Raw genomic sequence first — 25,322 nt, 5'->3', positions numbered from 1 at the left:
ATTTTACCGGCATTCCGCTCGCGGTTCAGGTCACGGCCATCTCGCCGGCGCCGAGCCGGTACGGCCGCGCGAGTTCGATCTCGTCGCAGTTCGGCTGGCTGCCGCCGCGATCGATGACGAGAAAGTCGGCGACGGCATCGAGGGCGATCAGCGGGTGATGCCAGACGCCGCGCGCGTAGTTCACACCGATGCGTCCTTCGACGGCGAAGGCGCGCAACTGCCGTTCGTCGAAGGGGCCGGCCGGTGCCACCACGACGAGATAGCGCGTGGGAGCGAGCGGGATGAACGCCTGGGAGCCGAGCGGGTGGCGTTCCATCATCGTCACCTCGAAGGGCAGCGCGCGCGGTTGTCCGCGAAATACGTTGACGAGCGCTCTGCCGCCGGCTTCGCTAACGTCGATCGTCGCGAGATCGTGAAAGCGCTCCGTCGTTCCGCCGTTGATCGGGAAATGGCGCGCGCCGTCCAGCGTAATGACGTCGCCGAACGGTGCAAACGCGCCGCGCGTGATGGGTTCGATTCGTAGCACCTGGCTCATCGTCGCGTCCTTATGCGGGCTCGCCCCATAGACGAAGGCGCGATACGCCGCCGTCCGGGAAGATATTGAAGCGCACGTGCGTGACCGCGCCGAGCGCCGCGATCTCGCTTTCGTAGAGGTGCTGGTGGTCCATCCGCAGCGGCTGCTCGGGCAGCAGAACCGGCCAAAACATGGCCTGCGTCACGAGCGATTCGTCGGTCCCACCGGTCACGTAGGCCGCTTGCAGCGAGCAGCGATCGGGGTAGTTGCCTTTGAAGAACGCGGTGTCCACCTCGATTTTGCGGATCACGCCCGGCCGGGCGAGCGCGACGATGGCCCAGTCGTTGCCCGGCTCCCGGCGCCGGCGTGTTTCCCACCCATCGCCCATGTTCGCGCCGCGGCCCGGCATGAGCATGTTGGCCGCTAGCCCGAAATGCTGATTGTTCGCGGTGACGACGTGCGCGCCGTTGATGGCGGCGGCAAGATCGACGAGTGCGCCTTGCTCCGACGTGGCAAGCGCTTCCTCGAACGCGGGCCGGCCGTAGACACGCAGCCTCGCTACGCCGCCGTCGGGAAACAGCGTGATGCGGACGTGCGTGAAGGCTTCGGGGTGGCGCACGGGGATGTAATGATGCTGATTGCCTTGCAACGCGGTCGGTGCCACGAGCATATGCCACTGCGCGTCGTCGGCGGGGAACTCGCCGCGGCTCGCACAGGCTTCGATCGATGCGGCCGGCGGAAAATTGCCCGTGAAGTGGCTCGTGTCGATATCGACGCCTTCGATCGTACCGAGGCGTGCCAGTTTCACTATGCACCAATCTTGCCCGGTCGTGCGCTTGCGGCGCGTTTCCCAACCGTCCATCCACTTGCCGTGGTCGTCGTATTTGCCGGGAATGAACACGGCCGGCTGCGGATCGAGCATGCGCTCTTTCGGGGCGAAAAATTCGTCACTGGCCGCCAGCGCTTTCGCGCCCAGGCGCGGATCGGCGAGATTCAACGAGCGGCGCGTGAAATCGGGTGCGTTCGGATCGAGGGTGGGGATGGCCATGGCAGGTTGATGAGTCGTCCAAAGTGTCGTGTCGGAAAGAGGCCGCGGGGGCCTCTTTTATCGGTTTGTCCGCTTACCGCGTGGGAGCCACAAGGGCAGGGACGGTGCGGAGCCTTTCGCGTTTAGATCGCGGCGGCCCCGTGAGCGGGCGTATCGAGTTGCGGCGCGTGCGCTTCCTGCACGAAGCGCACGTCGGGGTCCTGATTGAGCACGCGGTGGGCGCGGGCACGATCGATATCGCGCTCCCAGGATGCGACGACCACGGTCGCGACGCAGTTGCCGATCATGTTGGTGACCGCGCGGGCGATGCCGACGAACCAGTCCACGGGAAGGATCAAGACGAGGCCCAGCACGGGAATCGCCGGAATCGCCGACAGCGTGGCCGCCAAGATCACGATCGCGGAGCCGGGGATGCCGTGCGCACCTTTGGACGTGACGAGCGATACCAATACGACGACGATCAGATCGTGCATCGACAGCGGCGTATTGGTGGCCTGAGCGATGAACAGGACCGCGAGCGTGAGGTAAATCGAGAACCCGTCGAGGTTGAACGAGTAGCCGGTGGGGATGACGAGGCCCACCGTCGAATCCTTGACGCCCATCCATTCGAGCTTGCGCATGACTTGGGGCAGGACCGCGTCCGATGATGCCGTACCGAGCACGATGACGAGTTCTTCGCGCAAATAGCGAATCAGCTTGAAGACGTTGAACCCGGCGATTCGCATGACGACACCGAGCACGATCACGACGAACAGGGCGCAACTGGCATAGAAGACGAGCACGAGCAGGCCGAGCTGTTCGAGCGAGGCGACGCCGTAAGTGCCGGTGGTAAAGGCGATGGCGCCGAGCACGCCGAGCGGCGCGAGCTTGATGATGAAGCCCATGATGCGGAAGAACACTTGCGCAAGTTCGTCGATCAGCGAACTCACGCGTTTGGCTTTCTCCCCGAGCAGCGAGAGCGCCGAACCGAACAGCACGGCGAAGACGAGCACTTGCAGGATGTCGCCTCTGGCGAACGCATCGAAGGCCGTGCTGGGGATGATCTTCAAGAGAAAGGCCGCCACGTCTTTCAAGCTCTTGGCGTGCTCGGTGTAAGTCGTCAGTGCTTGCGCATCGAGCGTGCCGACATTGACGTTCATGCCGGCGCCGGGCTTGAGTACGAGTGCGAGTACCGCGCCGATCATCAGCGCGATCGACGTCATCGCCTCGAAGTAGACGATGGCTTTGCCGCCCACCCGGCCTACCTTCTTCAGGTTGCCCGCGCTTGCGATCCCGCTGACCACCACGCAAAACACGATCGGCGCGATCACCATCGTGATCAATTTCAGAAAGCCGTCTCCGAACGGCCGCAGCGACTGCGCGAAATGCGGGAACAGCGCGCCGATCGCGACGCCGGCCACGAGGGCGATCATGACGCGGCCGAACAGCGAATTGATGAATCTAAGCACGGCTTTCTCCAAAGGGTGGCGGCGGGATTTCATCTGGTCTAACTGGTAAGACCGGACGTCTTATGGCGAAGATTAGGAAGCCGATATAGTCGCGTCAAGCTCGCTGAACGTAGTGGTATACCCGTCGCTAGGCGGCGCCGGACGGCTGGGTGCGGCTGGCGCGGTGGCGCCGCGCTACAATGCTGGTCCGACCAGGCGATTGTTCTGCACGATGAGAAGCAACACACAGACGGTGACGGAAGCGGCGACCGAGACGATCCGCGAGCGCATCGAGCGCGGCGAGTATGCAGTCGGCAGCGCGCTGCCGGCGCAGCGGCAGCTTTCTGAGGAACTCGATATCAGCCGGGCTGCGCTGCGCGAGGCGCTGTCCACGCTCGAGGCGCTCGGCATGCTGACGATACGCGCGGGCAAGGGCGTGTACGTGCAAAGCGAGCGTGCGCTCGCCGGGCCGGCTTGGCGTTACGCCGAGCAGTCGTCGTTGCCCGACACGTATCAAGTGCGTTACGCGCTTGAAGGTTTCGCGGCGCGCATGGCGGCGCTGGCGATGACGGACGAAGTGATCGCATCGCTCGAGGAAAACATGGCGCGGTTGCACGAGGCGTTGGCGCAGGGCGACCTCGATACCGCCGCGCGCCTCGATTTCGAGTTTCATATGCGCATCGTCGCGATGGCCGGCAACGGTGCGATCGAAGCGATTTTGCGCAGCAGCGGCGAGATCATGCAGGAAAGCCAGCGCTTGCCGTTTTATCGCAGCGAGCTACTGCAATCGACGTATCGCGAACATCGCGCGATTCTCGATGCATTGAAGGCGCGCGATTGCGAGGCGGCGGGCAGGAGTATCGAGGCGCATATCACGGCCGCGGCCCAGCGCGCGGGGGTGCATTTTCCGGCGCCTCCGCGGGCGAATGGGGGCTGAACCGAGGGCAATCCGGCTGCCGCGGGGTTGGCCGTTAGGCAAGTTGTTCGTTCATGTGGGTTTGGCGATGGTAGCTACGGCAGGCGGCCCCAGCGTTGCGGGCGCCATGAAAATCATCGCCCTGCGTCGGACTGAATTCGGACTATAATCGGTCTCATCGATTCGACGCGAGGCAATCATGAAACTTTCGACCCAGGTGAAGCCCATCAGCTATCTAAAAAGTCACGCGGCTGAGATCGTCAAAGAAATCTCGGAAAGCCGGGAGCCGATGCTCATCACGCAAAACGGCGAAGCCAAGCTCGTTGTCATGGACGTTCGCTCGTACGAAGACTACGAGCAAACACTCGCGTTACTAAAGATTCTGACGTTAGGCAACCGCGAGATCGAGCAAGGCCGCTTTCGTTCGGCGGATGATGTTTTCGCGGACTTGGACAGGGAAGATAACGCGTGACGATCAACGTTGTCCTGCTCCAATCCGCCGAATCGGACATCAAAAATCTCCGTGGCTACGTAGTGAAAAACTTTGGAATGCACGCATGGCACGCCACATCTCGAAAGCTCAGAGAATCGATCGCGGCGATCAAGTCGCACCCCGAAAGCGGCAGCATTCCCGGGGAACTGAGCAAGCTTGGGTTAGCGCAGTATCGGCAGGTTCTCAGCGGCACGAATCGGATCGTTTATGAGTTGCGAGGCGAGATCGCGTACGTCCATCTGATTTGCGATACACGCAGAGACTTGCAGTCGATGCTCACGCGGCGGCTGCTGACCGCTCTGTAGCGAACGGTCAACGTTCCTCATCGCGAATCCTCTTCCCGGCGCGCGGCGCCGCCGCGATCGACTTCGTTTCTTCGCACGCAAGCGCAAACGCCTGCTTGACCTGTTCTCTCATCCACGCGAGTGCGGTTTCGCCGTCGCTCTCGCGACGCCAAAGCATTTGCACCGGATAACTCCCCAACTCGAGCGGCACCGCGCATGCGCTCAAGCTCGACACCCTCGTAAGCGCGGCGGCCGCATGCGAAGGCAGCGTGACGACGGCACGCGTCTTGGCGAGGAACGCCGGCACAGCCGAGAAATGCGTCAGTGCCGCATAGACTTGACGCTCGCGTTTGAGTGCCTGCAATGCCGTATCGACGATACCCGTCCTGCCCGAAAACGACACGAGCAGATGCGGAAGGTCCAAATACGCATCGAGCGATAGCGGCAGCGGCGCACGTACCGCGCGTTTGTCGAACACGCACGCGTAGCCGCTTTGCCCGATTGGCTCATGCGCGATCCAAGCGCGCTTGACGGTATCCGATACGATGGCCAATTCGATCTCGCGATCGTGCAGCATCTGCTCGACCGTATGGCGATTCGTTTGCCGAAACATGACCGAAAGCCGTGCGCCGGCGCGCTGCACGAGCCGCGTGAGAGGTGGCCCGAGCGCGATCTCGAAGTCGTCCGACATGCCGATCGAAAAGCGGCGCGACGCGCTCGACGGTTCGAACGCATGCCGATGCGTGAGCACCTCCCATAGATCGGCAATGCCGGCTTCGAGCCGATCGGCCATGGCTTGCGCGCGCGGCGTGGGCGTCATACCGCCACGCACGCGCACGAACAGCGGATCGCCGCACGCTTCGCGCAGGCGCGCAAGCGCGGCGCTCGTGGCGGCTTGACTGAGCGCGAGCCGCGCGGCCGCCTTCGTCACACTGCGCTCTTGCCATATCGCCACGAACACCACGGCTAGATTCAAATCGAGCCGCTTGATATCGAGCACATTGATTTTCATCTTCAGCACAATTTGTTTGATCGATAAGCGGCAGAATAGCAAACTGCTCCCATCGGTTTATCTTCATGCGGGAGCGAGAATTGACGATACGAGAAAGCGGGACGGTGAATCTGGACCTGTCCGACATTCGCGCGGCCGCCGATTTTCTAGCCGATAAGCTGGGGCCATCTCCGCTCGTCGGCGTGGGCCGGTGGCATACGGCCGCGGGCTCGCCGATCGTCGTCAAAGCCGAGAGCCTGCTTCCCACCGGATCGTTCAAGATTCGAGGCGCGACGTGGCGCGTCGCGACGCTGACCCCGGACGAGCGTGCACGAGGCGTGGTCGCCTATTCGACCGGTAACCACGCCCAAGCGGTAGCCAAAGCCGCTGCCGACGCCGGTATTCGCGCCACCATCGTCATGTCGCCGGGTGTGCCGGCGGCCAAGATCGAGGCCACCGAGGGGTGGGGCGCGCGCGTCGTTATGGCCGAACCGTCTTCGCATGCGCGGCGCGCGCTGGCGGAACGTCTCGCGCAATCGCGCGGCCATACGCTCATCGCGCCCTACGACGACCTGCACGTCATGGCAGGGCAGGGATCGATCGGACTCGAGCTGCTGCAACAATGCGCCGATCGGATGCCGGCGGCCGTGTTCGTACCGATCGGCGGGGGCGGCCTTATTGCCGGGGTGGCGGCGGCGATCAAGCAAGTGGCGCCGCACGTTGCCGTCATCGGCGTGGAGCCCGCGCTCGAAGACGACGCACGCCGATCGTTCCATAGCGGGCAGCGCGTATCGATGGATGCGCCGAGCGCAAGCATTGCCGATGCGATCAAGGTGCAATGCCTCGGCGATCTGACATTCCCGCTGATTCGCCGCTATGTCGACGACATCGTGACCGTCGACGAGGGGCGGATCGCGTCCGCGTGCATGCGTTATTTCGAAGAGGCGAAACTCGTCGTCGAGCCCGGCGGCGCAGTCGCGCTCGCCGCCGCATTCGAGAGCCGGTTGAATTTCGCGCCGGGCGCGCGCGTGGCGGTACTGGCTTGCGGCGGCAACGTGACGCTCGAACGCCTAGCGAGCCTGGCGACGCTCGCCGGCGCCTAAGGCCGTCTATCGTCTTCGCGTGAGCTTCAAATCAGCTCCAGCTTCGACGTGAGGTAGGTCAGCTCGGTGCGGTTCGCCACGCCGAAGCGCTTGCGCAGCTTGCGAAGGTGGTAGTCGACGTTGTGGGGGCTCGTGTCCAGGCGGCGCCCGATCTCCTTGTCCGATGCGCCTTCGGCGATGCCGAGCAGCAATTCGCGCTCGAACGCGGTGAGCCCGTCGGTCGTGCGTTCGCGGGCCGCGGACGTCAATTGCTGCGACGCGATCGTATGGACCGACATACCGACCGTGAGCGCCTGTTCGAGCGTCGTCGATGTGATCCAATCGCGCGTGCGACGCTGGGCGGTGAAGCTCATGAACGCATGCATCCTCGTGCCCGGTATTGACATGGCGAACATGAGCCCGCTGCGCATCCCATCGTCGCGCATCATTTTGATGAAGCCGTCCAGCCCTTCTTGCGCGGCATCGCTTCGCGCTACGCTGGGCGGTTGCGCGTGCAACTGCTGCAGATCCCATACGAGCGGCAGGCTGCCTTGCCGGGCTGCGATCGTTCTCGGGTCGACATCGTGATAGCGTTCGCGGACGTAGTCGCCGCGATAGGTACCGGGAATGAACGCTTCATGCAGGAACAAGCGTTCGACGCGGTCGCGGGAGAATTCGAGTGCGAAGTACGCGAAAGTGGAAAATCCGATCAAGTGCAGCAAACCGTTGACCATCCGGCTGCGCTCGCGTGCGCCTTGGGCGGCCGCGAGCGCCGTGGCGATGCCGAGTCGCGGCGCGTGACGTTGCGCGAGGCTCATCTGCCGCGGATCGTTGCACCAAACGACCTCGATCGTCCGGCCTCTACCGGCCGTGGCCGGCTCGGTACCGCACGAATGCGAAAGCGGAGCAAGGGCTGAATCGTCCTGGCGCAATGCAGGGTAGTGCATCGGGGAGCCTCCGATCGAGGATTGACGTTACGCTGTATGGCCCTTAGTTTGAATCGTCTATGTTCGGGCGCGTAACATCGCGTAATAATAAACGTAAAAAAAGCATACCGGTGGGTGAGGTTATTCGCTGATGACATCCGATGACGAATTTCCGGCGCTCGTATGGTTTTCGCAAGGTGACGCGCTGGCTCATTTGAGCCGGCTCGACGCGACGGCTCATGTCGATGGGCAGGCGTGCGTCCTTCGCGAATGCCGCGAGCGCTTGCAGCAGGCGGGCTTTTCCAGCTTCTCCTATATGGCATTGGAAACCATTGGGCGGCGCATTTTGCGTGCCTATGCGATGCGCGAGATGGGCAATGTGAGGTTTACGACCGTCTATTTGAAAAGCCGGCTCTATGAAACCGATCCCCGGCTGGCGGCTTTACGTGAAAGCGGTCTTCCGGTCACGTGGAATCTCGATGAATTGGAGGTTCGGTCGAATTCGGCCGAACCGCGTGTTCGCAGCCTTTTATCGACATTACGCGCACATGCGATGCACAGTGGGCTCATTCTCGGTCTGCCGGCCCCGCGCGCCGATTTGCGCGTTGCCGTCACGCTGAGCGCCGAGGCGAGCGATACGAGCTGGATCGACGACCGGGTGATGGGCACGGTGCTGGCGGCGAGCCTGACGATCGGCCGTACCGTGCAACCCTTTGTCGAAGAATGCGCTCGCATGGCGCGCGTCGTTACGCTCTCCGATGAACAAGCGGCGGTGCTCGAACGGCTCGTGAAAGGACTATCCGATCACGAGATCGCCGCCGAGACCGCTTCATCGGCGCACCGCGTCAGCCAGCACGTCAAGATGCTCCAAAAATCGTTCAACGTCGAAAACCGCGCGCAACTCGCGTATCTCGCCGCGCGCTGGGGGTGGAGCCGGTCGTAATCCCAGCGTTGCGGCTCGCCGCTACCGGCTTGCACCGCGGCTCGCTTCGCGTCTGCCGAGCACGTGCCCGGCGATGTAGGCGAGTTGGACACGGTTGTTCGCGTGATAGAGCTTCTTGAGCTGGCGCAAGTAGTAGTCGACGTTATGGTGCGAGGTGCCGAGCCGCTCGGCGATGTCCTTGTCGTTCAAACCCAGCGTGACGAATTCGAGTATCGAGCGCTGGATTTCGCTGAGCTCGGCTGCCCCGGTGGGCCGGTGGGTCTGCGGCGCGCGCAGCGTAAGGAACTCGTGCAAGCCCACGGCGAGCGCGTACGCATGGCCGATCGACATGTCGGGCACCCGCGCTTTGGACGGCTGCGTGTTCGAAAAAATCGCGACGCACGTATCCAGCGCGTCGGGCGTGCCTACGCCGAAGGAGACGCCCGAGAGCATACCCGCATCGCGCGAGGCCGAAACGAGCCGTGCCTCGCGGGCCGCGGCCGGCGTGCCCGGCGTGGCGGGCGTGCTCGCCGGGGCGGTGCCGTTCGATCCGATGCCGCTCAACTGGGGCGTCGACGCAATCGAAGCCAAGTCCCACAGCATCGGCCACTCGTGGCGGCTCGAGTAGGCGAGGCGCGCGTCGATTTCGTAAAAGCGTTCGCGCAAGTAGCGTTGCGCCCACCCGGCGGGCGAGAACGCGTTGAAATAGACGATTCGATTGAAGGTGTCGCCGATGCGCGAGACGCGCAGGTAGCACAGCGAATCGAACCCGGCCGCGCGCAGCGCCGGACGTAAAAGCGCTTGGCGCTCCTGCGCGCCATCGGCCTTCGCCAGTTCATATGCGATGCCGGCGAGCCGCTGGCCGTCGGGCGCATCGAAGTCGTGGGACAGTTCGGGAGCGCTATCGAGATCGGCGTCGCCGTAGATTTGGAAGTTCAGCGCTTCGGAATCCATATCGCTGATGCCGTACTGACTCATATTCTGACTCCGGGAAAGAGGCGCCCCCGCACGCCGAAGTGTGAGGGCACAGTATCCCAGCCGCGGCCGTCGCCGTGCAAAACGCGAACTAGTAGTCGCACCGCGTCTTTGCATACGCGAACGTCGAATAACTACGAGACCACGGTATGCCTGCCGATGGCGCTTCGTGGAAGCCAATGCAATCGGTAAGTACTGCACTCGTGCGGAATGTCGGGCAGGTAAGAACCACCTGCTTTCGAGGCGCGGCGGTTGAGGCCGCCGCGCTGTCTTTCCTAGCAACGACCTTAGACGACCAGAAGGCGGCCCGCGAGATAAGCAAGCTGTACGCGATTCAGAACGCCATATTTCTTGCGGATCTGCCGCATGTGATAGTCGACATTGCTGCGCGACATATTCAACTGCTGTGCGATTGCCCGATCGCTGAGACCGCTTGCCGTGAAGTTCAAGATGCGGCGCTGCAGGTCCGATAGCATCGGCGTTTGCGCCATCGATGCCATATGCTCGGCCAAGAACGCATGTACGCCGAGGCCCAAGGCATAGGCTTGACCGACTATGCGATCGTTGATCCATTCGCTCGTTGCGTTGATCGAACTGAAGATTATGACGCTGTGCTCGAAACTGTTCGGGTCGACGAGCCCAAAGGCGATGCCGCTTCGCGTGCCGAAGCCGTCGGCGTCTTGCAAAAAGCGGTGCATGCGTTCGTTCATTTCGCCCGTCGCGATCGCGCTTTCGGTCCGGAGCGTGCCGTGGTCCCATACGAGCGGCCAATCATGCCGGCATGCGAACGCCATGCGCGGGTCGAGGTCGAAGTAGCGCTGGTCCACATAGCGCTGCGCCCAGCCGGGGGGAGAGCACAGATCGAAGTAGCGCGCCCGATTGACGATCTGGCCCAGCCGTGTGAGACGGCAGTAGCAGAACCAATCGAAGCCTATCGCGCGCAGTGCGATCCGCAGTAATTGCTTGCGCTCGTGCGGGGAATGGGCGCGGGCAAGATCGGCCGCGATGTCGGAGATGCGGTCGCTGCCGTTCGCATCGCGTGGTCGTCCTGCGTCATTGCCGACGACAAGTTGACAGTCGGCGAGTTCGATAAAATCGATTGCGCGTCGTGCGTCTCGCTCGCTGTTCGATTTAGCCTTTGGCGAGCGCCCCTCAGTCTCTAAGTTCGTCATCCACCTCTCCATCTTGAAAGCGGCGCTACGCATGGTCGAGCGCCGGTTCATAGCCTTCGACTATAGTCGGAAGAATTTAGATGGATACCGCGCTTTTCAGTAGTGTTCGGGACGCATGCCGCGGTGGACGCAAGACATTTTACGAATTTCACGGTCGATCGAGAACAAGGCGGGCGCGGTCACCGCGTCAGTACCACCTCGGTGTACGTACCGCCCGGCCCGGTGCCGCCCCCGTTCAGCGTGCACCGCATCGCAAAGAAGTTGTTCATGTACAAGCAGTCTTCGCCCCCGCCGGGGCCGTCTCGCGTCGTGCCCGAGCAACTGCCTTGAGGAAAGAAAAACTGTTCGTGCGGTCCCACTCCGCCCGCGTCGTCCCACCAGAAGACCGCGACCGGCTGCGTATCGGCCGCGCCGTTCGCGCCCGGCGAGGCGAGCGCCGAGATTTGCGCGCAAGAGGGTGCCGAGAGTTGCGGATTGCCGCTGTTGCTGCCTGGAATGGAAAAGCAGTTGTACCAAGCTGCCGAGGGAGACAGGCTGTTGGCTTTCAGGCCGTCGAGATAGTCTTGCGTGACGCCCGATTCCACGTACAGCGAGCAGTTGGACAATGCCGAAGTGGCCGTGGTCGGGTATTGCGTCTGGCATTGGTAGCGGGTCGTGCTCGAGCTGAGCGGCGTCGACGTACAGTTCGAGTACGCGGTGCCCGGCGCGTTCACGCCGAAGTAGTTCCACAGGTTGTTGTAGTTCTGGTCGGATGGGATCGGCTCCGGATCCACGCCATCGGGGTGCAGCGGGTTGGGGGGGATATAACTCGTGACTTGGGTGATATTTCCGTTGACGTCCCTCGTCACGTCCGTGGTGTAACGGTAGTTCGTGTGCTGACTCGGCGATTCGTTATCGAGCATCAACGACGAATAAAAATACTGAGTGGCTCCGTCGGGCGCTCCGTACGAGTTGGCGCCCCTAACGGGCGCGGCGCAGCCGATGCCCGCGTTGCCGTCCGTGTCGTTGCGAAGCATCACGCCCACGGGTTGATTCGCGCTGAAGGAGGGCATCGTCTGACCAGGGGGCAGGCTCGCCAACGGATTGGTGCCGGAATACGAGGTCCCGATTTCGTAATAGTTGCCTTGCGTGGTGCCGTTGGCGACGGAGAACGCCGGTACCGACGCATAATCGTAGCCTGCGCCGCTTTTGTTTTTCGGCACCTGGTACAGGTAGACGGTGTTGCCGTCGCAGGCCCACCAATTGATATGGTTGACGACCATGTCGGTCGTGACCACGGGGTCCCCGGCCGTGGCCGAGGCGCTGATCGTCCCCCACGGCGTGAACATCGACATGATCGTCGTGGCCACGGTGGCGCTCGCCGATACCGTGACCGTGTGCGCGGTAGCGCCCGAGCGGGTCGTCCCGTTCGCATTCGCCGTCACGCTGGGCGCGGTGAGCGAGAGGCTGGTGGGCAAGATGGCCTGATCGAAGTAGGTCGTCGCCACGCCGATCGCCCGGCTCTGCTCGCTCGGGTCCGTGAATGCCGCGGCGCCGGCGAGCGCGGCCTCGTCCACCGCAGCCTGCAACGCGCTGCGATATTGCACCATCCTCGCGTAGTCCACGGCGCATCCGATCGAGACGAGAAGCGGCACGAACAGCAGGGCGTACGACAGCGCGATGGCGCCCGAATCGTCGGTAAGCAGGCACCGCAGTGCGCGCAGCCAGCGTCTAGCGGGAACGAAGCGACGGCTCATTGCATTTCCCCTTAACAGCCGTTGCATGCGATGGGCGCATTGCCGCGTGGGCGGGCTAAGGCTGTTTGCGTAATCGTGATCGGAATCGGCAAGAGGTACTTCAGCAGCGACTGGTACTGGTAGGTCGCCTGCACGACGATTACGCTGTCGCCGGGCGTGCCCGCGTTCGGTATGAGATTCTTCGGCGTCGTCGCGAGGGCGATCGCTTTACCGCCCAACGGCGCGGCCGTCACCCAGCATTCGTTGTCGTCTTCCCAGTCGAGTTGCGCGGAGCCCGCCGAGTTCGACACGCTCGCCATGGCCACCGCGAGCGAGTCCGGCGGAAACGGCGTCATCATCATCTGCCCCGCGCTACAGAAGTTGCCGAGCGAGCTCCATCCGCCGGCGCTGACGCCCGCGCTCTGCTGAGCGATCAGGTCGGCCATCGCCGCCGTCGCGCTCTGCAGCTGCATGGTTGCGCGGACGTACTGCGCAATTTCGTAGCCGACGAACAACAGCGGAATCATGAGCGGCAGTACGAGCGCGAACTCCATCGCGACGACGCCGCGCGTATCGGCGAGGATGGTGCGCACTTTGCGTAACATCAGTAGGGCTCCGTTTGAAAAGCCACGGTCGACATCAGCGTCGGCGAGGCGCCGCGTGCAAACGTCGCGAATGCGTAGCCGATCTGCACCACCACGTCGTTCTTGGGGCCCAACGCATCGAATTGCTGGGTCCCGCCGTTACCGAAATCGACCGTCGTCAAGTTCCAGAAACCGGAGCCGGCCGGCGAGCCCGTCGGTGCCGCGACAACGCGCAAAAGCAGGTTTTGTGTGCAGTCGTGAACGAGGCTGAAGTTGCCGAGGGCAAGCTCGTTGCCGCATAGCCGGGCTTTCAAAGCAGCCTGGTATCCCGAGCCGGTGTAGTAGCCGATGCGGATCATGCGCGCGGCATCGCGCGCCGCGTTATCGAGCAACGATTGCGCGACGAAGAGAAACGCGAGCATGACGATGCCGAATAGCACGATGAGAAAGGGCAGCACGATCACGGCGAATTCAAGCGCGACGGCCCCGCGCTCGCGCCGAGGATGCACCCTCATGGTCATATCGATGCTCATTGCGGATCGAGCAGCGGCGCTTGATGCCGCAAGGCCCATGTCTCGGGGGGCGCCGTGTCGCTGAGTCGCTCGGTCACGGGCGCCTGCCCGCCGGCCATCGGCAATCGAATCGCGCGCACGCCGATTTCGGTTGCCGGCGGCAGCGTCGCGATCTGCACGCCGCCCGGCAGCGACTGAAGCTTCGCGCGCACTACCTTGTAGAACGTGACGTTGTCCTCGGCGCTCTTACGCGGCAAATCGCGCGCCAACACTTTATCGGCCGCGTCGTTGTTGCCCAGCAGTCCATAGGCGAGCGCCAGGTCCTGACGTGCCTGCGCGGGCGCGCCGGGCTGGCCGGCGACATCGAGCAATAGATTCGCGCCCCGGCGAACCTGGCCGTCGAGTACGTACGACAATCCGAGATCGATCGTCAGCATGACGTCGCCCGGGTGCGCGCGCAGCGCCTCCTCGAACGTCCGCTGCGCGGCGTGGGCATCGCCCTTGACGGCGTAGGCGGTACCGAGCCCGGCGCTCGCGAAGCGGCTACCCGGCTCGCGCGAGAGCAACTGCCGATACAGTGCGATCGCGTCGTCGAGTCGTCGTTGGCGCAAATCGAGCCGTGCTAACTCGAGCACCGGCTCCGTCCGCTTGGGGGCCACCGCAATCGCGTGCCGGTACGTCTGCCTCGCGCGCTCGAAGTCGCCCGCGTCCGCCAAGGTCGTTCCCATTCCGATCAGCGCATCGACGTCGTTCGGATGCTTCTCGAGCGTCTTGGCATAGAGCGACGACGCGAGCGAAATATCACCGCTTTGCAACGCGCTCGTCGCCAGCGACGCGTCGCTGAGCTTGACGTCGCCCGTGGTGCGCTCGATGTGTTCGGCGGGAAGCCCCGCATGCGTCTCGGATCTGACGGAGGTTACCGTGCAGGCGCAAATCGGCATGGCGAGGAATACGAGGGCAACCGCCCGTAGGGCTCGATTTTTGATCATGGATGAAACACCGTCATGAGGCGCAGCACGGCAGGGCCGGCCGCAATGAGAACGACCGTCGGCAAAATGAAAAACATCATGGGCAAGGTGATCTTGATCGACAGCTTGGCCGCGCGCTCTTCCAGCCGGCGCATGTGCTGCGTTCGTTCCGCGCGTGCCAGCACCTGCAACGCTTGCGTGATGGGCGTGCCGTAACGTTGCGACTGGTTCAGCGTCGTCACTAGCGCGCGTAACGAAGCCACGTCCACGCGCTCGGCGAGATTGCGCAAGACGGCGGAGCTGTCGCTGTCGATGCGCAACTCTTGCGCCGTCAGCTCGAGTTCGCGTGCGAGCGCGGGAGCGATGGCACGCATTTCCTCCGCGATGCGAACGACGCTCGCGGCGAGGCTGTGCCCGGCATTCGTGCAGATGACCAGCAGATCGAGCGCGTCCGGCAGTGCCGATGCGATTTGCGCTTGGCGTCGCCGCGTATAAATCTGCAGTGCGAACTCGGGCAGCATCATGCCGATCATGAAAAAGGCGCCGGCGACGATGATACGGAGTACCAACAATTTTTCGACGACCGGAATGTGATGACCGAGCACGAACATCGTCAGTGCGGCGATGCCGCCGAAGAGCACCTTGATGCCGATGAGCGCCGACGCCGCGCGATTGCCGCGGAAACCGGCGCGTAGCAGGCGCTTGGCCAACTCGCTGCGATGGGCCGCCTCGAATATCGGGAGCCGTTCGCCGAGGGCTGCCAGGCGCGCGCCGAGGCGCTGCGCGAACGAACTCGGCGCCGCATCGGCGACGTCGACGGTGCGCGGCGCGTCTCCGAGCGTGCGGGCGCGCTGAGCGATGCGTGCGGCGGGCGTCGCATTGCGGACGACCGCGAAGGCGGCAAAGACCAGAACGGCGGCCGATAGGATCGTATCGACGAGGGAGGGCATCATTTATGCGTGTCCAATTTGGCGATCTTTTGGATGATCAGAAGGCCGAACGTCAGCAGTGCCCCGCTCGTCACGACGATCATGTGGCCCGGTTTCGTATCGAGCAGGATCTGGACGTATTCGCGATTGACCGTATAGAGCAAGCCGAACACGAGCGGGGGGACGCAAGCGATGATGCGGCTCGCCAGCCGGCTTTCGGCGGTCAGCGCGCGACTCTTCATGCGGACGTCCTTGCGCGAGCGCACGATATCGGACAGACCTTCGAGCGTGTCGCTGAGCGGCCCGCCGGTTTCGCGCTGCAACAGCAACGCCACGCAGAAAAACGAAAATTCGGGCACGCGCAGGCGATGCATCGCTTCGTTCAGGATCCGGTCGAATTCGATGCCCAAGCGGAGACTGTCGGCGATCTTGCGAAATTCGAGGCAAACGGGGGCCGCGCATTCGTCGGCGACGATCTCGATGGCGCGCACCGTCGGAACGCCGGCGCGCACGGCGCGCACCATCAATTCCAAAGCGTCGGGAAACACGTTCAGAAAACTAAGGCGAAAGCGCTCGACGAGTTGCCGCGACACCCAGTTGACGCCGAACGCCGGCAGCACGACGAGGAGCACCGGAAGCGACCATGAGGGCATGACGTCGATCCGGGCGATGCCAACCGCGGCGACGGCCGCCGACACCGCGACGAGCGCCGCTAGCCGCAACCCGTTTTTGCCGCTGACGACCTCCAGGTATCGAAGGCGCTCATCGAGCCTTGCCCATAGCTTTACGCGCCGGTTGCGTTCGTTGAACAACGCGGCGCCGTCGGCCGGGCGATCGCCGGCCGGTACGTCGCGTGCGTCGTCGAGTTCGGCAAGGCGCGCACGCATGACGGCCGAGGGGCGTGAGCGCAGCGCTTGCAGCGCCGTATGGACGATGAGCCCGCTCCCGAGGACGGCGAGGAAAACAGCGAGCGCGAAGACGTTGGGCGCGCTCATGAATGAATCGCTTTCTTGAGGCCTTCTTCGAGGCCGAAATGAGCGGCACGCGCGGAAAAATTCGGGCGCAGCGCCGAACCGACGAACCGGCCTTTGATCTCCTCGACGGCATGCGTATCGTCGTATTCGAACGTGAACAAATCCTGAGTCAGAATCACTTCGCCTTCGAGACCGACGATCTCGGTAATGTGGGTGACGCGTCTCATGCCATCGCGCATGCGCTCGGTTTGCACGATCAATTGAACGGCGCTCGCGATCTGCCTGCGGATGGACACCAACGGCAAGTTTCCGTTGGCCATGATCACCATGCTTTCGAGCCGCGTAATCGCATCGCGCGGCGTGTTCGCGTGTACGGTCGTCATCGAACCGTCGTGGCCGGTGTTCATCGCCTGCAGCACGTCGAACGCTTCCGCGCCGCGCGTTTCGCCGAGGATGATGCGGTCCGGGCGCATCCGCAGCGCGTTGCGGACGAGATCGCGCTGCGTGACGGCGCCGAGCCCTTCGGCGTTTTCCGGGCGGGTTTCGAGGCTCACCACGTGGGGCTGCTGAAGCTGCAGTTCGGCCGCGTCTTCGATCGTCACGACGCGCTCGCGCGCATCGATGTAGTGCGACATGGCATTGAGCAGTGTTGTCTTGCCCGAGCCGGTGCCGCCCGAGATGACGATGTTCAGGCGGCACGCACTGGCAATTTCGAGCACGCGCGCCATCGGCGCGGACAGCGTGCCTTGCGTCGTCATGCGCGTGAGCGTGATGTCGCGCTTGGCGAATTTGCGAATCGCGATGCATGCGCCTTTGAGCGCGAGCGGCGGCAACACGACGTTGACTCGGCTGCCGTCGGCGAGGCGCGCATCGACCATCGGACTGCTCTCGTCGACACGCCGTCCCACCGACGCCGCAATGCGCTGCGCGACGTTCACCACGTGTGCGTTGTCGCGAAACTTCAGCGTTGTCAGCTCCAGCCGGCCGCAACGCTCGACATACACCTGATCCGCTCCGTTGACGAGGATATCGGTGACGGAATCGTCGGTCAGCAGCGGCTCGATGGGGCCGACGCCGAACATGTCGTTGAGGATCTCGTCGACGGCTTGCGCGAGCTCTGACTGCGTAAGCTTCAGGCGCTCCCGTTCGACGATTTCGGCGGCCAACCGGGTGATTTCCGCCTGCACGTGCTCACGCGTGCGCATCACCGCGGCCGAGACGTTCATCGACGCAAGGACGAGCGAGCGGATGATGCGAAAGCCGTCGGAACGAATCAACGTGCCGGCATTCGCGCTGCCGACGGCGGGACTCTTATCCGGCGAAGACGGGCGATCTCGGGAAGCGCTTTCGCGGTTACCCTTCGGCAGCCTCGAGGCGGGCGAGGCGTCGGAGGCGGGATCGAGGTCTACCCCGGCCGTCTCGTCGACATAAGGGGACGCCGGGTTCGCATCGAACGAGACGGGCACATGCTCGAGCGTCCTTGCCTCGGCGGGCTCGGCCCGCCATGCCGTCTTTTTCTGACCGAACATCATGTGCTCCGTTTCGATAACAACCTGGCGTACCACGCGCTGGACGCCGCCAGCGGTCGGCCGCTGAGACTGTCTGCGAGCGCGGCGATCGCATCGCGATAGCGGGACTTGCCCGGCGGGGCCGGTTCGCCGAGGTTCTCGGCCGTTGCCAACGCGGCGCCGTCGAAAGGCAATTCGAGCAAGACTTGACGGTGGATCGCGCCCACGAAGTCGCCCGTCTTCAGGCGGCCGCTTGTCGCCGCGTTGGGCGAATTCAGGATCACGGATGTCGAGGGTGGTTTTTCCCGGTTGTCGATGTGGCGTGTCAGGCGTAGGACTTCGCGTGCCGAGTGAATCGAGGGATCGGCCACGAGATAGAGGACCTGCGCCTCGCCGATCCCGGCGTCGGCCAGCGCGTGGCCTTGTCCCGGAATATCGAGCAAGATGTAGTGGAAGTGAGGCTTGAGCCGCTCGAGCACTTCGCCGAGCGCGCCGTCCGGCACGCGCAGCGGCTCGCCGTAGGGCAGCTCTGCCGACAGGACGAACAAGCGGTTGCCGCGTGCGACCAGCGAGCGCTCGACGAATTGCTGATCGAGGCGGTCGGCATCGCGCAGCACGTCGATCAGCCCGTTATTGCTTTTCAGGCCCAGCATCGAGTTCGCGGCGCCGCCGTGCAGGTTGAGGTCGACGAGCGCAATGCGGCGGCCGGCGTTCGCGAGATGGTGCGCAAGGTGCGTGGCGACCGTCGTGACGCCGACGCCGCCACGGGTACCCGCGAATCCGATGGCTTTGCCGGTGCGCGACTGGCGTAGCGGCTGAGCATCGCGGCCCGACCCGATCGCGCGGCGCAGCAGCTCGATCGTGAGCGGCTTGACGAGATAGTCCTGTACGCCGATTTCGAGCAGATTGCGAAAGAGACCGACGTCGTTCGCGGCGCCGACGACGATCACTTGCACCGACGGCTCGCAAACCGCGGCAAGCCGCGCGAGCTCCGACAGCGGCATGGCTACCGCCGAGACATCGACGACGAGCTGGGCGGGCGAACGTTGCATCTTCGAGACGTGCTCGATTGCTTCGTCGATACCGCCCGTTTGAACATAGGCGTGGGCGATGTTCTGTTCTTGGGCGAAGCGCTGCATCAAGTCTTCGCTGTTGCGATCCCCGACGAACGCGACGAAGTTCGCGGAAAGGCTGCTCTTGCGTTGTGCGCTGGCCAGTTTGAGCAAGGAGTTCATATCGAGTGACCGTCTCACTTGTTGCCGTTCGACGACGGATCGACGCTGGACGTGCTGCTGCTTTGCAGCGGCGTCACCTTGCCGGTCTCGTAGCGGCGAACGGCATCGCCCGCGACACCGGCATCGGCGCCGCCGAACGGCACCGGGTCCGTCAGGTCCGACCCACGCGCGAGCATCACCGCGAGGTTCGTATAGGTGGCGCAGCCAAACGCGATGTCGGGGCGTGCCGCGCCCGCGTCGCGGAAGTCGGAATGCTCGACGAGCAGCGCGCAATCGGGGGGCACGGCGTGACCGTCGCGCAGGCGGATGACGGACGCATCGGGCAGGCCCAGTCGCGGCGGCGTCGACATGCAGCCGCCGAGCAGCGCGGTGAACAGCGCGATGAGCGGCGCCGCCGATCGAATCCAGGTGGTGAGCATCGTCCCTCCTCAGTAGACGAAGCCGGCTGTGCCGACGAGACGCGGCGTCGATCCGTCGAGCGGATCGAGCCCGGTTTTTCGCTGCAAAATGGTTTCGATGTCGGAACTCGGTGTCATGACGCTGTCCTCGGCACTGACGATTTGCGCCGCATTGGCCGGATGCACGAGGTAGGGCGTGGCGATGACGACGAGCTCGGTCTTGTTGTTCTGGTAGTTCTTCGACGAAAACAGGCGGCCGAGGATCGGAAGCTTGCCGAGGCCCGGCAGTTGCGAAACGATGTCGCGCGTTTCGTTCTGCAGCAGTCCGCCGATGGCGAAGCTCTGGCCGCTCGAGAGTTCGACCGTGGTTTCGACGCGCCGTACCGAGAGGCCCGGCACGCTGAGCGAATTGGTCGTCACGGCGTTGGTCGTGTCGATCTCGCTGACTTCGGGGCGCACCTTCATGCTGATGCGATTGTCGTCGAGCACGGTGGGCGTGAAGGCCAGGGAGACGCCGAACTGTTTGAACGCGATCGTGACCGTGTTCTGTTGCTGGGCCACGGGGATCGGGAATTCGCCGCCCGCGAGAAAGCTTGCGGTTTGCCCCGACAGTACCGTCAAGTTCGGTTCGGCGAGCACGGTCAGCAAGCCATCCTGGTCGAGCGCGTCGATCACGTTCTGAACGGACGAGTGGGCGGTTCTGAAGCCTGTCAGCACGCCCGTCGCGGCCGACGGCGGCAACTCATAGAAGCCTTGCGTCGGGTTCACGATTTCGCGGCCGCTCAACAGACCGACCACGAAGTTGCCGATGCTGCCGACCGCGGACCAGTTCACGCCGAGTTGCTGCGTGGCGTTGCGGTCGATTTCGACGATGCGCACACGCAAATACACCTGCGTCGGCTGCTTGACCGTCAAATGATTGATCAACGTTTCCTTCTCGCGCAGCGCGGGCGTCAAGGTCTGCGTGATTGCGTCCACTTCCGCGGGCGAGTTGACGGCGCCCGAGATCATCAGCGAGCCCGGCGCCGACGCGAGCTTCAGCGATAGATGCGCAAAGCGCTGCCGCAGCAGGCCGTCGAGCGCTTCGAGATCGCGCTGCACGACGACCGCGCGGCGCAGGATGACACGGTTGTTCGGTCCGAGCGCAAAGAGCGTCGTGCGGCCTTCTTTCTTGCCCACGACGAACACCGAGTTCGGTGTCGGCACGTGGATGTCGGCGACGTCCGGGTCGGCGACGAAGACGGCGACGGCCGCTTGCCCGAGCTGGACCACTTCGCCGGAGCCCGATGCGATTCGCAACGGCTCGAGTGCCTGAACCGGCCGCATGGCGAGGAGGGCCGCCAGCGCGGTGCAAGCGATGGCGAACAGGCGAGCAAGGCGCCGGCCGAGCCCGAGGCGCGGGGCGGCAGGGGGCGGGCGCCGGGAGTCGTGCGCGAGGAGGGCGGCTGTCATGGGTTCGAGGCTGAAGGTCCGGCGGGAGAAGCGATAGGCGGCAGGCCCGGTGCGGATGGCGCAGGCGCGGCGTAGGGTGCGGCGCCTGCTTGGGCGGGCGATACTTCGGCCTCCTGATCGCTTTTGCTCGAGCCGCGATAGACGAGGACCGCGGGCGCTTGCGGGGCGCGCGGCATCCCGCCTTTCTCGATCGCGGGCAGCGCGCGCACGGCGCGCGAGACGTCGCCTGCCCAGATCGGCGGTGTGTTCTCCGGGGTGGCTTCGGCCGGTGGTTGCGCGCCCGGCGTCGAATGAACGAGCGTGGCGAAGCTGCGCAACGCGAGCGAAAGCGTGCCGAGGCGCGCGGCAATCGCGACGACCTCTGCCGTGCGCGGATCCACTTCGAGCGTCACGGTGCGGGCGTGGGCGGTGCCGCCTTGTGTCGTATCGCCCTTGGGGCGGGTGAATTCGCTGCCGACGGCGAGCACGCGAACGTGATTGACGACGGTCTCGCTCGATACCGACAAGCGCGGCGAATCGGTCTTGCCGTTCAGATTTTGCGTGAGGATGAGGTCGACGTAGTCGCCGGGCTGAATGAGGCCCGCGTTGCCGGAGACATCGTCGATAGCCACGGAGATGGCGCGCATATCGGGCTTGAGCGCGGCCGCGAGAAAGCCCGGGGCATTCGGAAACACGACGTCGCGCGAGGTCACGATGGCGCCGGCGGTCACGGCGTGCAGAACGACGGCACCGGCGACATCGGGGGTGGCCGGGTCGTTTTGCAGGACGGCGCCGACGGGCGCGCGTCCCGAGGACATGTCTTTCCAGGCGAGGTCGCTGTCGCGCAGCAGCAAGCCGGGAGGCAAATCGCTCGCGGCGATTCTGACCCGCTGCACGGAGGCAGACGACGTGTGCGCGGACGCTGCGATGAACAGCATGCGCAAGATCAGCGCGGCGACGATGGCAACACCCACGAGCAGTGCGAGTTTCACTGTGCTCGACATGACGATGTCCGCATGGTTTTATCCGTTGATGAGCGTGTGAGGCAGTAGGGCGAACCAGCCCGCGATGGCAAGTGGAACGCCATACGGCAGGCCGCGCTTGGCCGAGCACCAATGTCCGAATGTCGAGGCCGGCACGAGCCGATCCGCCGCAACGCCGATGAGCAACAGCGGGAGACCGCAGAGCGAGACGAGCGCGAGCGTCGGGCACGCGGCACGTGCGCCGACCCACAGCAGCAGCATGCTCGCGAGCTTCACGTCACCGCCGCCCAACTGCCCCGCCACGTGCAGGCACGCGCCGATCGCAAAGCAAACGCACGCGGTCAGAACGTGTTGCGCAACGACATCCCATGGCATGGCAATGAGCCAAGCGTGCACGAGATACAGCGAGCCGAAAGCCGCGACGAGCGGATCGGGCAAACGCCGGTCACGCAGATCGGTCCACGACAACGCGAGCAGCAAGACCCCTGCGATATAGCAAATCGCATTCGGCATGATGGCGATCGAGCGCGGCGTTCCGTGAGGAACGCCAAAAACGCTCGTGCTGAGCCGTTACGCAGGCGGATTGATTTGGTTTTGAATCTTCGTGAGAAGCTGAGAGAACAAGCCCGGAATGCCGGTTTGCCCGTCTTGAAGAAGCACCCCGGCGGCGACGACGGCCACCACGACGATGCCTGCGAGAACGGCATATTCCATCGAGCTGACACCCCGGTCGTCGCGCGCGACGGTTTTCAGGAGAGAGAACATGAGAAACCCCGACTCATTGATTTGATTAGTAGTACTACGTATTTGATTCGTGGCGTGGTCTTGTCGATGACGGCCACTCGTTCTTCGATTCTGTTGCTTCGGTTGCTGCTTTGGTCTGCGATTCCACTATACCGAGGCCGATGTGACCCGTTCAATTCCGGCATTACGTAGACTTCGATCGATTGCGCACCGGCTAGGCGATGCGAACTACGAATTCGCGCTCGTGATGCGTGCCGAGCGGGGCCGCGATTTCAAAGCACGCGGCCTGCGATGTAGGCGAGCTGTACGCGGTTGACCGCGTTGTACATCTTCTTCAATTGGCGCAAGTAATAGTCGACGTTGTGAGGCGACGTGGCGAGCCGTTCTGAAATGTCTTTGTCGTTCAGGCCGAGCGTGAGCAGCTCGAGGATCTTGCGGTGCATCGGACTGAGGTGACCCGCGTGATTCGGCCTATGGAGATGGACCGAGCGCGACAGAAGAAATTCGTGCAACCCCACGCCGATCGCATAAGCGTGACCGACCGCGGTATCGAGTATCCGGTCCCTGGAAGGGCGCGATGACGCGAAAATCACGATGGCCGTTTCGAACGCACCGGGCGCGGCGAGACCGAACGAGACGCCGGACAGCATGCCTGCCGCGTCCGCGGCGCAGCGCAGACGTTCGGCGTGCGCGAACCGCTTGGCCGGCTGCTGCGCCGATGCCGAAGCCGTGCCCGGAGCGGCTGTCGAGGGCGGAGTAAGCGCGATCGTTTGCAGGTCCCAGAGCAGGGGCCATTCATGGCGGCTCGAAAACGCGAGCCGCGCATCGACATCGAAGAATCGCTCGCGCAAATAGCGCGCGGCCCAGAGCGGTGGGCAATAGGTCTCGTAGTAAGCGAGCCGCCTGAAGGTCTCGCCGATGCGTGTGGCACGGACATAGCAAAGCGTATCGAAGCCCGCGGCGCGCAAGGCGCCGCGCATCAGACGTTGACGGGCTTCGGTGCCATCGGCCGAGGCCAATTCGTCAGCGAGTCCGCCCGGGGGCCGGCTCGATTGTTCGTCATTCGTGCGCGCGGTATCGACTCGCACCAGATCGGCGTCGCTGAATGTCACGAGGTCGGACGACTCGCGATCGGCTTCGCCTATGTAGTGACTCATGAATGTTCCTCGCGGTGAACCTTGCCTTTCTCGCACCCGCATTCGCGCTTGATAGAAGTATCGCCGCGGGGGGTGCTCGCGCGCTTTGAGGAAATCAGTAGTCAAAATGCGAATTCGGCGGCGCGTGGGGAAATGCACTACGGAATTCCGTCATCGATGAGCGGGCGCCTCGCGCGATCATCCAACGAGGAGCACCACGAGCGGGCTGCGCCCGTGCCTCGTAGCCGATTTGTCGTTCACGTCGTTCGCGGAGAGAGAGATGGATGGGCCTGCAGTGGATTGCTTCGACGACTCTTTCGATATCGAGCCTGCGCCGCTCGAGGCGATGCAGCGCGAGGCAAACGAACTGCATGGGGGACGGAAAGTGGTAAGCGGTGCTCGGACGATCAGAAAAACTTCCCAAGTGGCGATGCCGGCCGTCGGGCCTTCCGCCCGTGGTGTTGCGCGCACCGAGCCGGTGGCGGCGGAATCGGCCGAGCCGGTCGTGAGCGCGCACGTGCACGCGCCGGGAGGCGACATGCGGATCGCGTCCGACCTCTTGGCGGTGCGGGACTCGGAGGAGCGGATGCGCCTGGTGCGCGGCATGCTGAGCGTAATCGGCTTTCGCGAATTGGCCTATATGACGGTGCGGCCCGGCGACGAGCCCTTCGGCCGTTCGTGGGCGATCGAGTCCAATACGCGGCGTCATTTCGGCGTCGAGTATTTCGATGCGGGCTATCACATGCACGATCCGCGTCTGGCTTCGGTGTTGTGTTCGAACGCTCCGCTCGCGTGGGATATGCAGTGGCTCGTGCAGGCATGGCGGCGCGAGGGCGCGCCGCATGCGCTGCGTGGGCTCTTCCAAGCGCTCGAGGAGGACGATATTCGTAGCGGCGTGATGTTCGGCATCACGATCGTTCCGAGTGGGCTGCGCGCGGTCGTCAGTCTCGCCGCGGGTACCGTCAGCCGCGATTGGATCGATTGCAACGTGCTGACGCAGGCGCTGACGCTCGGCCTGTCCTTGCATCGCGCAATGTCGGAACCGGTGAATAACGGTCAGCAGGACGAATTGTCGGAGATGCAACTGCGCATTCTGACCTGCCTTGGGAGCGGTCTTTCCGATAAGCAGATTGCGCAGCGGCTGCAGACCACGGCGCACAACGTGGACTACCACTTGCGCATGCTGCGCCGGCGATATGGCGCCGCCAATCGGATTCAGCTCGCTTATCTGGCGGGCGCAATGGCGCTCGGCTAAACGTTGCGTAGGAGGGCGATCGATTTTCTCGCAGCGGTGATCAAAGACTACGGAAGAGTCCCATGGATTGAAATATATCCGTAACATATTCTCGAATCTTAAGCTTGGGATCAATTTTTTCTACATTTTTGATTCGCTGAGATTCGGAGGTCGTAATGGGGCTGGCGCCGATCGTTTTGGACAATGGGCAGGTTCTTTAT

General features: G+C 63.7%; 27 protein-coding genes. 6 read left to right on the top strand and 21 right to left on the bottom strand.

Going from position 1 to position 25,322, the window contains the following annotated elements; translation table 11 throughout:
- Nucleotides 1-25: 25 nt before the first annotated feature.
- From C0Z18_RS27270 to C0Z18_RS27260, 3 genes are all read right to left on the bottom strand, one after another.
- A complete protein-coding gene (locus C0Z18_RS27270) occupies nucleotides 26-535 on the bottom strand; it encodes an ureidoglycolate lyase (RefSeq protein WP_102648559.1) in 510 nt (169 codons plus the stop codon).
- Nucleotides 536-545: 10 nt separating this feature from the next.
- On the bottom strand, nucleotides 546-1,562 hold the full coding sequence (gene alc / locus C0Z18_RS27265) for an allantoicase (protein ID WP_102648558.1): 1,017 nt from the start codon (nucleotides 1,560-1,562) through the stop codon (nucleotides 546-548).
- Nucleotides 1,563-1,684: 122 nt separating this feature from the next.
- Complete coding sequence (locus tag C0Z18_RS27260) at nucleotides 1,685-3,010, bottom strand: C4-dicarboxylate transporter DctA (RefSeq protein WP_102648607.1); 1,326 nt, start codon at nucleotides 3,008-3,010, stop codon at nucleotides 1,685-1,687.
- A 211-nt stretch (nucleotides 3,011-3,221) separates the two neighbouring features.
- Here C0Z18_RS27260 and C0Z18_RS27255 point away from each other — a divergent pair, with 211 nt between their 5' ends.
- From C0Z18_RS27255 to C0Z18_RS27245, 3 genes are all read left to right on the top strand, one after another.
- Nucleotides 3,222-3,926 carry a FadR/GntR family transcriptional regulator gene (locus C0Z18_RS27255; RefSeq protein ID WP_102648557.1) on the top strand — a complete coding sequence of 235 codons (705 nt, stop codon included), beginning with the start codon at nucleotides 3,222-3,224 and terminating at the stop codon, nucleotides 3,924-3,926.
- Nucleotides 3,927-4,104: 178 nt separating this feature from the next.
- The gene (locus tag C0Z18_RS27250; protein WP_102648556.1) at nucleotides 4,105-4,377 is read left to right on the top strand and encodes a type II toxin-antitoxin system Phd/YefM family antitoxin; all 273 of its coding nucleotides are present in this window, start codon (nucleotides 4,105-4,107) and stop codon (nucleotides 4,375-4,377) included.
- A complete protein-coding gene (locus C0Z18_RS27245; RefSeq protein WP_102648555.1) occupies nucleotides 4,374-4,703 on the top strand; it encodes a type II toxin-antitoxin system RelE/ParE family toxin in 330 nt (109 codons plus the stop codon). Before C0Z18_RS27250 ends, C0Z18_RS27245 begins: the two co-directional genes overlap by 4 nt.
- 7 nt (nucleotides 4,704-4,710) lie before the next feature.
- Here the strand turns inward: C0Z18_RS27245 and C0Z18_RS27240 are convergent, their stop codons facing one another.
- Nucleotides 4,711-5,694 (bottom strand): LysR family transcriptional regulator, encoded by a 984-nt coding sequence (locus tag C0Z18_RS27240; RefSeq protein ID WP_102648554.1) that lies wholly within the window; start codon nucleotides 5,692-5,694, stop codon nucleotides 4,711-4,713.
- 80 nt (nucleotides 5,695-5,774) lie between these two features.
- On the opposite strand from C0Z18_RS27240, the gene C0Z18_RS27235 reads away from it, so the two are divergent.
- Complete coding sequence (locus C0Z18_RS27235) at nucleotides 5,775-6,776, top strand: threonine ammonia-lyase (protein WP_158244313.1); 1,002 nt, start codon at nucleotides 5,775-5,777, stop codon at nucleotides 6,774-6,776.
- Nucleotides 6,777-6,802: 26 nt separating this feature from the next.
- Here C0Z18_RS27235 and C0Z18_RS27230 read toward each other — a convergent pair whose 3' ends face one another.
- Complete coding sequence (locus tag C0Z18_RS27230; protein WP_102648552.1) at nucleotides 6,803-7,702, bottom strand: helix-turn-helix transcriptional regulator; 900 nt, start codon at nucleotides 7,700-7,702, stop codon at nucleotides 6,803-6,805.
- A gap of 130 nt (nucleotides 7,703-7,832) precedes the next feature.
- Between C0Z18_RS27230 and C0Z18_RS27225 the strand changes: the two genes are divergently transcribed.
- On the top strand, nucleotides 7,833-8,624 hold the full coding sequence (locus C0Z18_RS27225; protein WP_102648551.1) for a helix-turn-helix transcriptional regulator: 792 nt from the start codon (nucleotides 7,833-7,835) through the stop codon (nucleotides 8,622-8,624).
- A 21-nt stretch (nucleotides 8,625-8,645) separates the two neighbouring features.
- Here the strand turns inward: C0Z18_RS27225 and C0Z18_RS27220 are convergent, their stop codons facing one another.
- The 16 genes from C0Z18_RS27220 to C0Z18_RS27145 all read right to left on the bottom strand — a co-directional run bounded on the left by C0Z18_RS27220 (nucleotide 8,646) and on the right by C0Z18_RS27145 (nucleotide 23,888).
- Nucleotides 8,646-9,581: a helix-turn-helix transcriptional regulator gene (locus C0Z18_RS27220; RefSeq protein WP_158244312.1), complete on the bottom strand. Its 936-nt coding sequence runs from the start codon at nucleotides 9,579-9,581 to the stop codon at nucleotides 8,646-8,648.
- A gap of 284 nt (nucleotides 9,582-9,865) precedes the next feature.
- Nucleotides 9,866-10,750: a helix-turn-helix transcriptional regulator gene (locus C0Z18_RS27215; protein ID WP_158244311.1), complete on the bottom strand. Its 885-nt coding sequence runs from the start codon at nucleotides 10,748-10,750 to the stop codon at nucleotides 9,866-9,868.
- Nucleotides 10,751-10,929: 179 nt separating this feature from the next.
- A complete protein-coding gene (locus C0Z18_RS27210; RefSeq protein ID WP_158244310.1) occupies nucleotides 10,930-12,486 on the bottom strand; it encodes a TadE/TadG family type IV pilus assembly protein in 1,557 nt (518 codons plus the stop codon).
- 11 nt (nucleotides 12,487-12,497) lie between these two features.
- The gene (locus tag C0Z18_RS27205) at nucleotides 12,498-13,070 is read right to left on the bottom strand and encodes a TadE/TadG family type IV pilus assembly protein (protein WP_102648547.1); all 573 of its coding nucleotides are present in this window, start codon (nucleotides 13,068-13,070) and stop codon (nucleotides 12,498-12,500) included.
- Nucleotides 13,070-13,564, bottom strand: a complete 495-nt coding sequence (locus C0Z18_RS27200) for a TadE/TadG family type IV pilus assembly protein (protein WP_158244309.1) — start codon at nucleotides 13,562-13,564, stop codon at nucleotides 13,070-13,072. The genes C0Z18_RS27205 and C0Z18_RS27200 overlap by 1 nt, the downstream gene beginning before the upstream one ends.
- 14 nt (nucleotides 13,565-13,578) lie before the next feature.
- Nucleotides 13,579-14,550, bottom strand: coding sequence for a tetratricopeptide repeat protein (locus C0Z18_RS27195; protein ID WP_102648545.1), 972 nt, complete (start codon nucleotides 14,548-14,550; stop codon nucleotides 13,579-13,581).
- A complete protein-coding gene (locus C0Z18_RS27190; protein ID WP_102648544.1) occupies nucleotides 14,547-15,482 on the bottom strand; it encodes a type II secretion system F family protein in 936 nt (311 codons plus the stop codon). The genes C0Z18_RS27195 and C0Z18_RS27190 overlap by 4 nt, the downstream gene beginning before the upstream one ends.
- Nucleotides 15,479-16,453 carry a type II secretion system F family protein gene (locus C0Z18_RS27185; protein ID WP_102648543.1) on the bottom strand — a complete coding sequence of 325 codons (975 nt, stop codon included), beginning with the start codon at nucleotides 16,451-16,453 and terminating at the stop codon, nucleotides 15,479-15,481. The genes C0Z18_RS27190 and C0Z18_RS27185 overlap by 4 nt, the downstream gene beginning before the upstream one ends.
- Nucleotides 16,450-17,961, bottom strand: coding sequence for a CpaF family protein (locus C0Z18_RS27180; RefSeq protein WP_408647137.1), 1,512 nt, complete (start codon nucleotides 17,959-17,961; stop codon nucleotides 16,450-16,452). The genes C0Z18_RS27185 and C0Z18_RS27180 overlap by 4 nt, the downstream gene beginning before the upstream one ends.
- Nucleotides 17,961-19,175, bottom strand: coding sequence for an AAA family ATPase (locus tag C0Z18_RS27175; RefSeq protein WP_102648542.1), 1,215 nt, complete (start codon nucleotides 19,173-19,175; stop codon nucleotides 17,961-17,963). Before C0Z18_RS27175 ends, C0Z18_RS27180 begins: the two co-directional genes overlap by 1 nt.
- 14 nt (nucleotides 19,176-19,189) lie before the next feature.
- Entirely contained in the window at nucleotides 19,190-19,594 is a 405-nt protein-coding gene (locus C0Z18_RS27170; protein ID WP_102648541.1) for a hypothetical protein, read from the bottom strand.
- A gap of 9 nt (nucleotides 19,595-19,603) precedes the next feature.
- Nucleotides 19,604-21,025 carry a type II and III secretion system protein family protein gene (locus C0Z18_RS27165; RefSeq protein ID WP_102648540.1) on the bottom strand — a complete coding sequence of 474 codons (1,422 nt, stop codon included), beginning with the start codon at nucleotides 21,023-21,025 and terminating at the stop codon, nucleotides 19,604-19,606.
- A complete protein-coding gene (gene cpaB, locus C0Z18_RS27160) occupies nucleotides 21,022-22,008 on the bottom strand; it encodes a Flp pilus assembly protein CpaB (RefSeq protein ID WP_102648539.1) in 987 nt (328 codons plus the stop codon). Before cpaB ends, C0Z18_RS27165 begins: the two co-directional genes overlap by 4 nt.
- Nucleotides 22,009-22,026: 18 nt before the next feature.
- Nucleotides 22,027-22,500 (bottom strand): A24 family peptidase, encoded by a 474-nt coding sequence (locus C0Z18_RS27155; RefSeq protein ID WP_102648538.1) that lies wholly within the window; start codon nucleotides 22,498-22,500, stop codon nucleotides 22,027-22,029.
- 57 nt (nucleotides 22,501-22,557) lie between these two features.
- A complete protein-coding gene (locus C0Z18_RS27150) occupies nucleotides 22,558-22,752 on the bottom strand; it encodes a Flp family type IVb pilin (protein WP_102648537.1) in 195 nt (64 codons plus the stop codon).
- A 251-nt stretch (nucleotides 22,753-23,003) separates the two neighbouring features.
- Nucleotides 23,004-23,888 carry a helix-turn-helix transcriptional regulator gene (locus tag C0Z18_RS27145; protein WP_158244308.1) on the bottom strand — a complete coding sequence of 295 codons (885 nt, stop codon included), beginning with the start codon at nucleotides 23,886-23,888 and terminating at the stop codon, nucleotides 23,004-23,006.
- Nucleotides 23,889-24,147: 259 nt separating this feature from the next.
- Here C0Z18_RS27145 and C0Z18_RS27140 point away from each other — a divergent pair, with 259 nt between their 5' ends.
- Nucleotides 24,148-25,122, top strand: a complete 975-nt coding sequence (locus C0Z18_RS27140; RefSeq protein ID WP_102648535.1) for a helix-turn-helix transcriptional regulator — start codon at nucleotides 24,148-24,150, stop codon at nucleotides 25,120-25,122.
- The last annotated feature ends 200 nt before the right edge of the window (nucleotides 25,123-25,322 follow it).

Source organism: Trinickia dabaoshanensis, assembly GCF_002879885.1.
Lineage (GTDB): Bacteria > Pseudomonadota > Gammaproteobacteria > Burkholderiales > Burkholderiaceae > Trinickia > Trinickia dabaoshanensis.
This window is presented reverse-complemented; position numbering and strand designations above follow the sequence as displayed.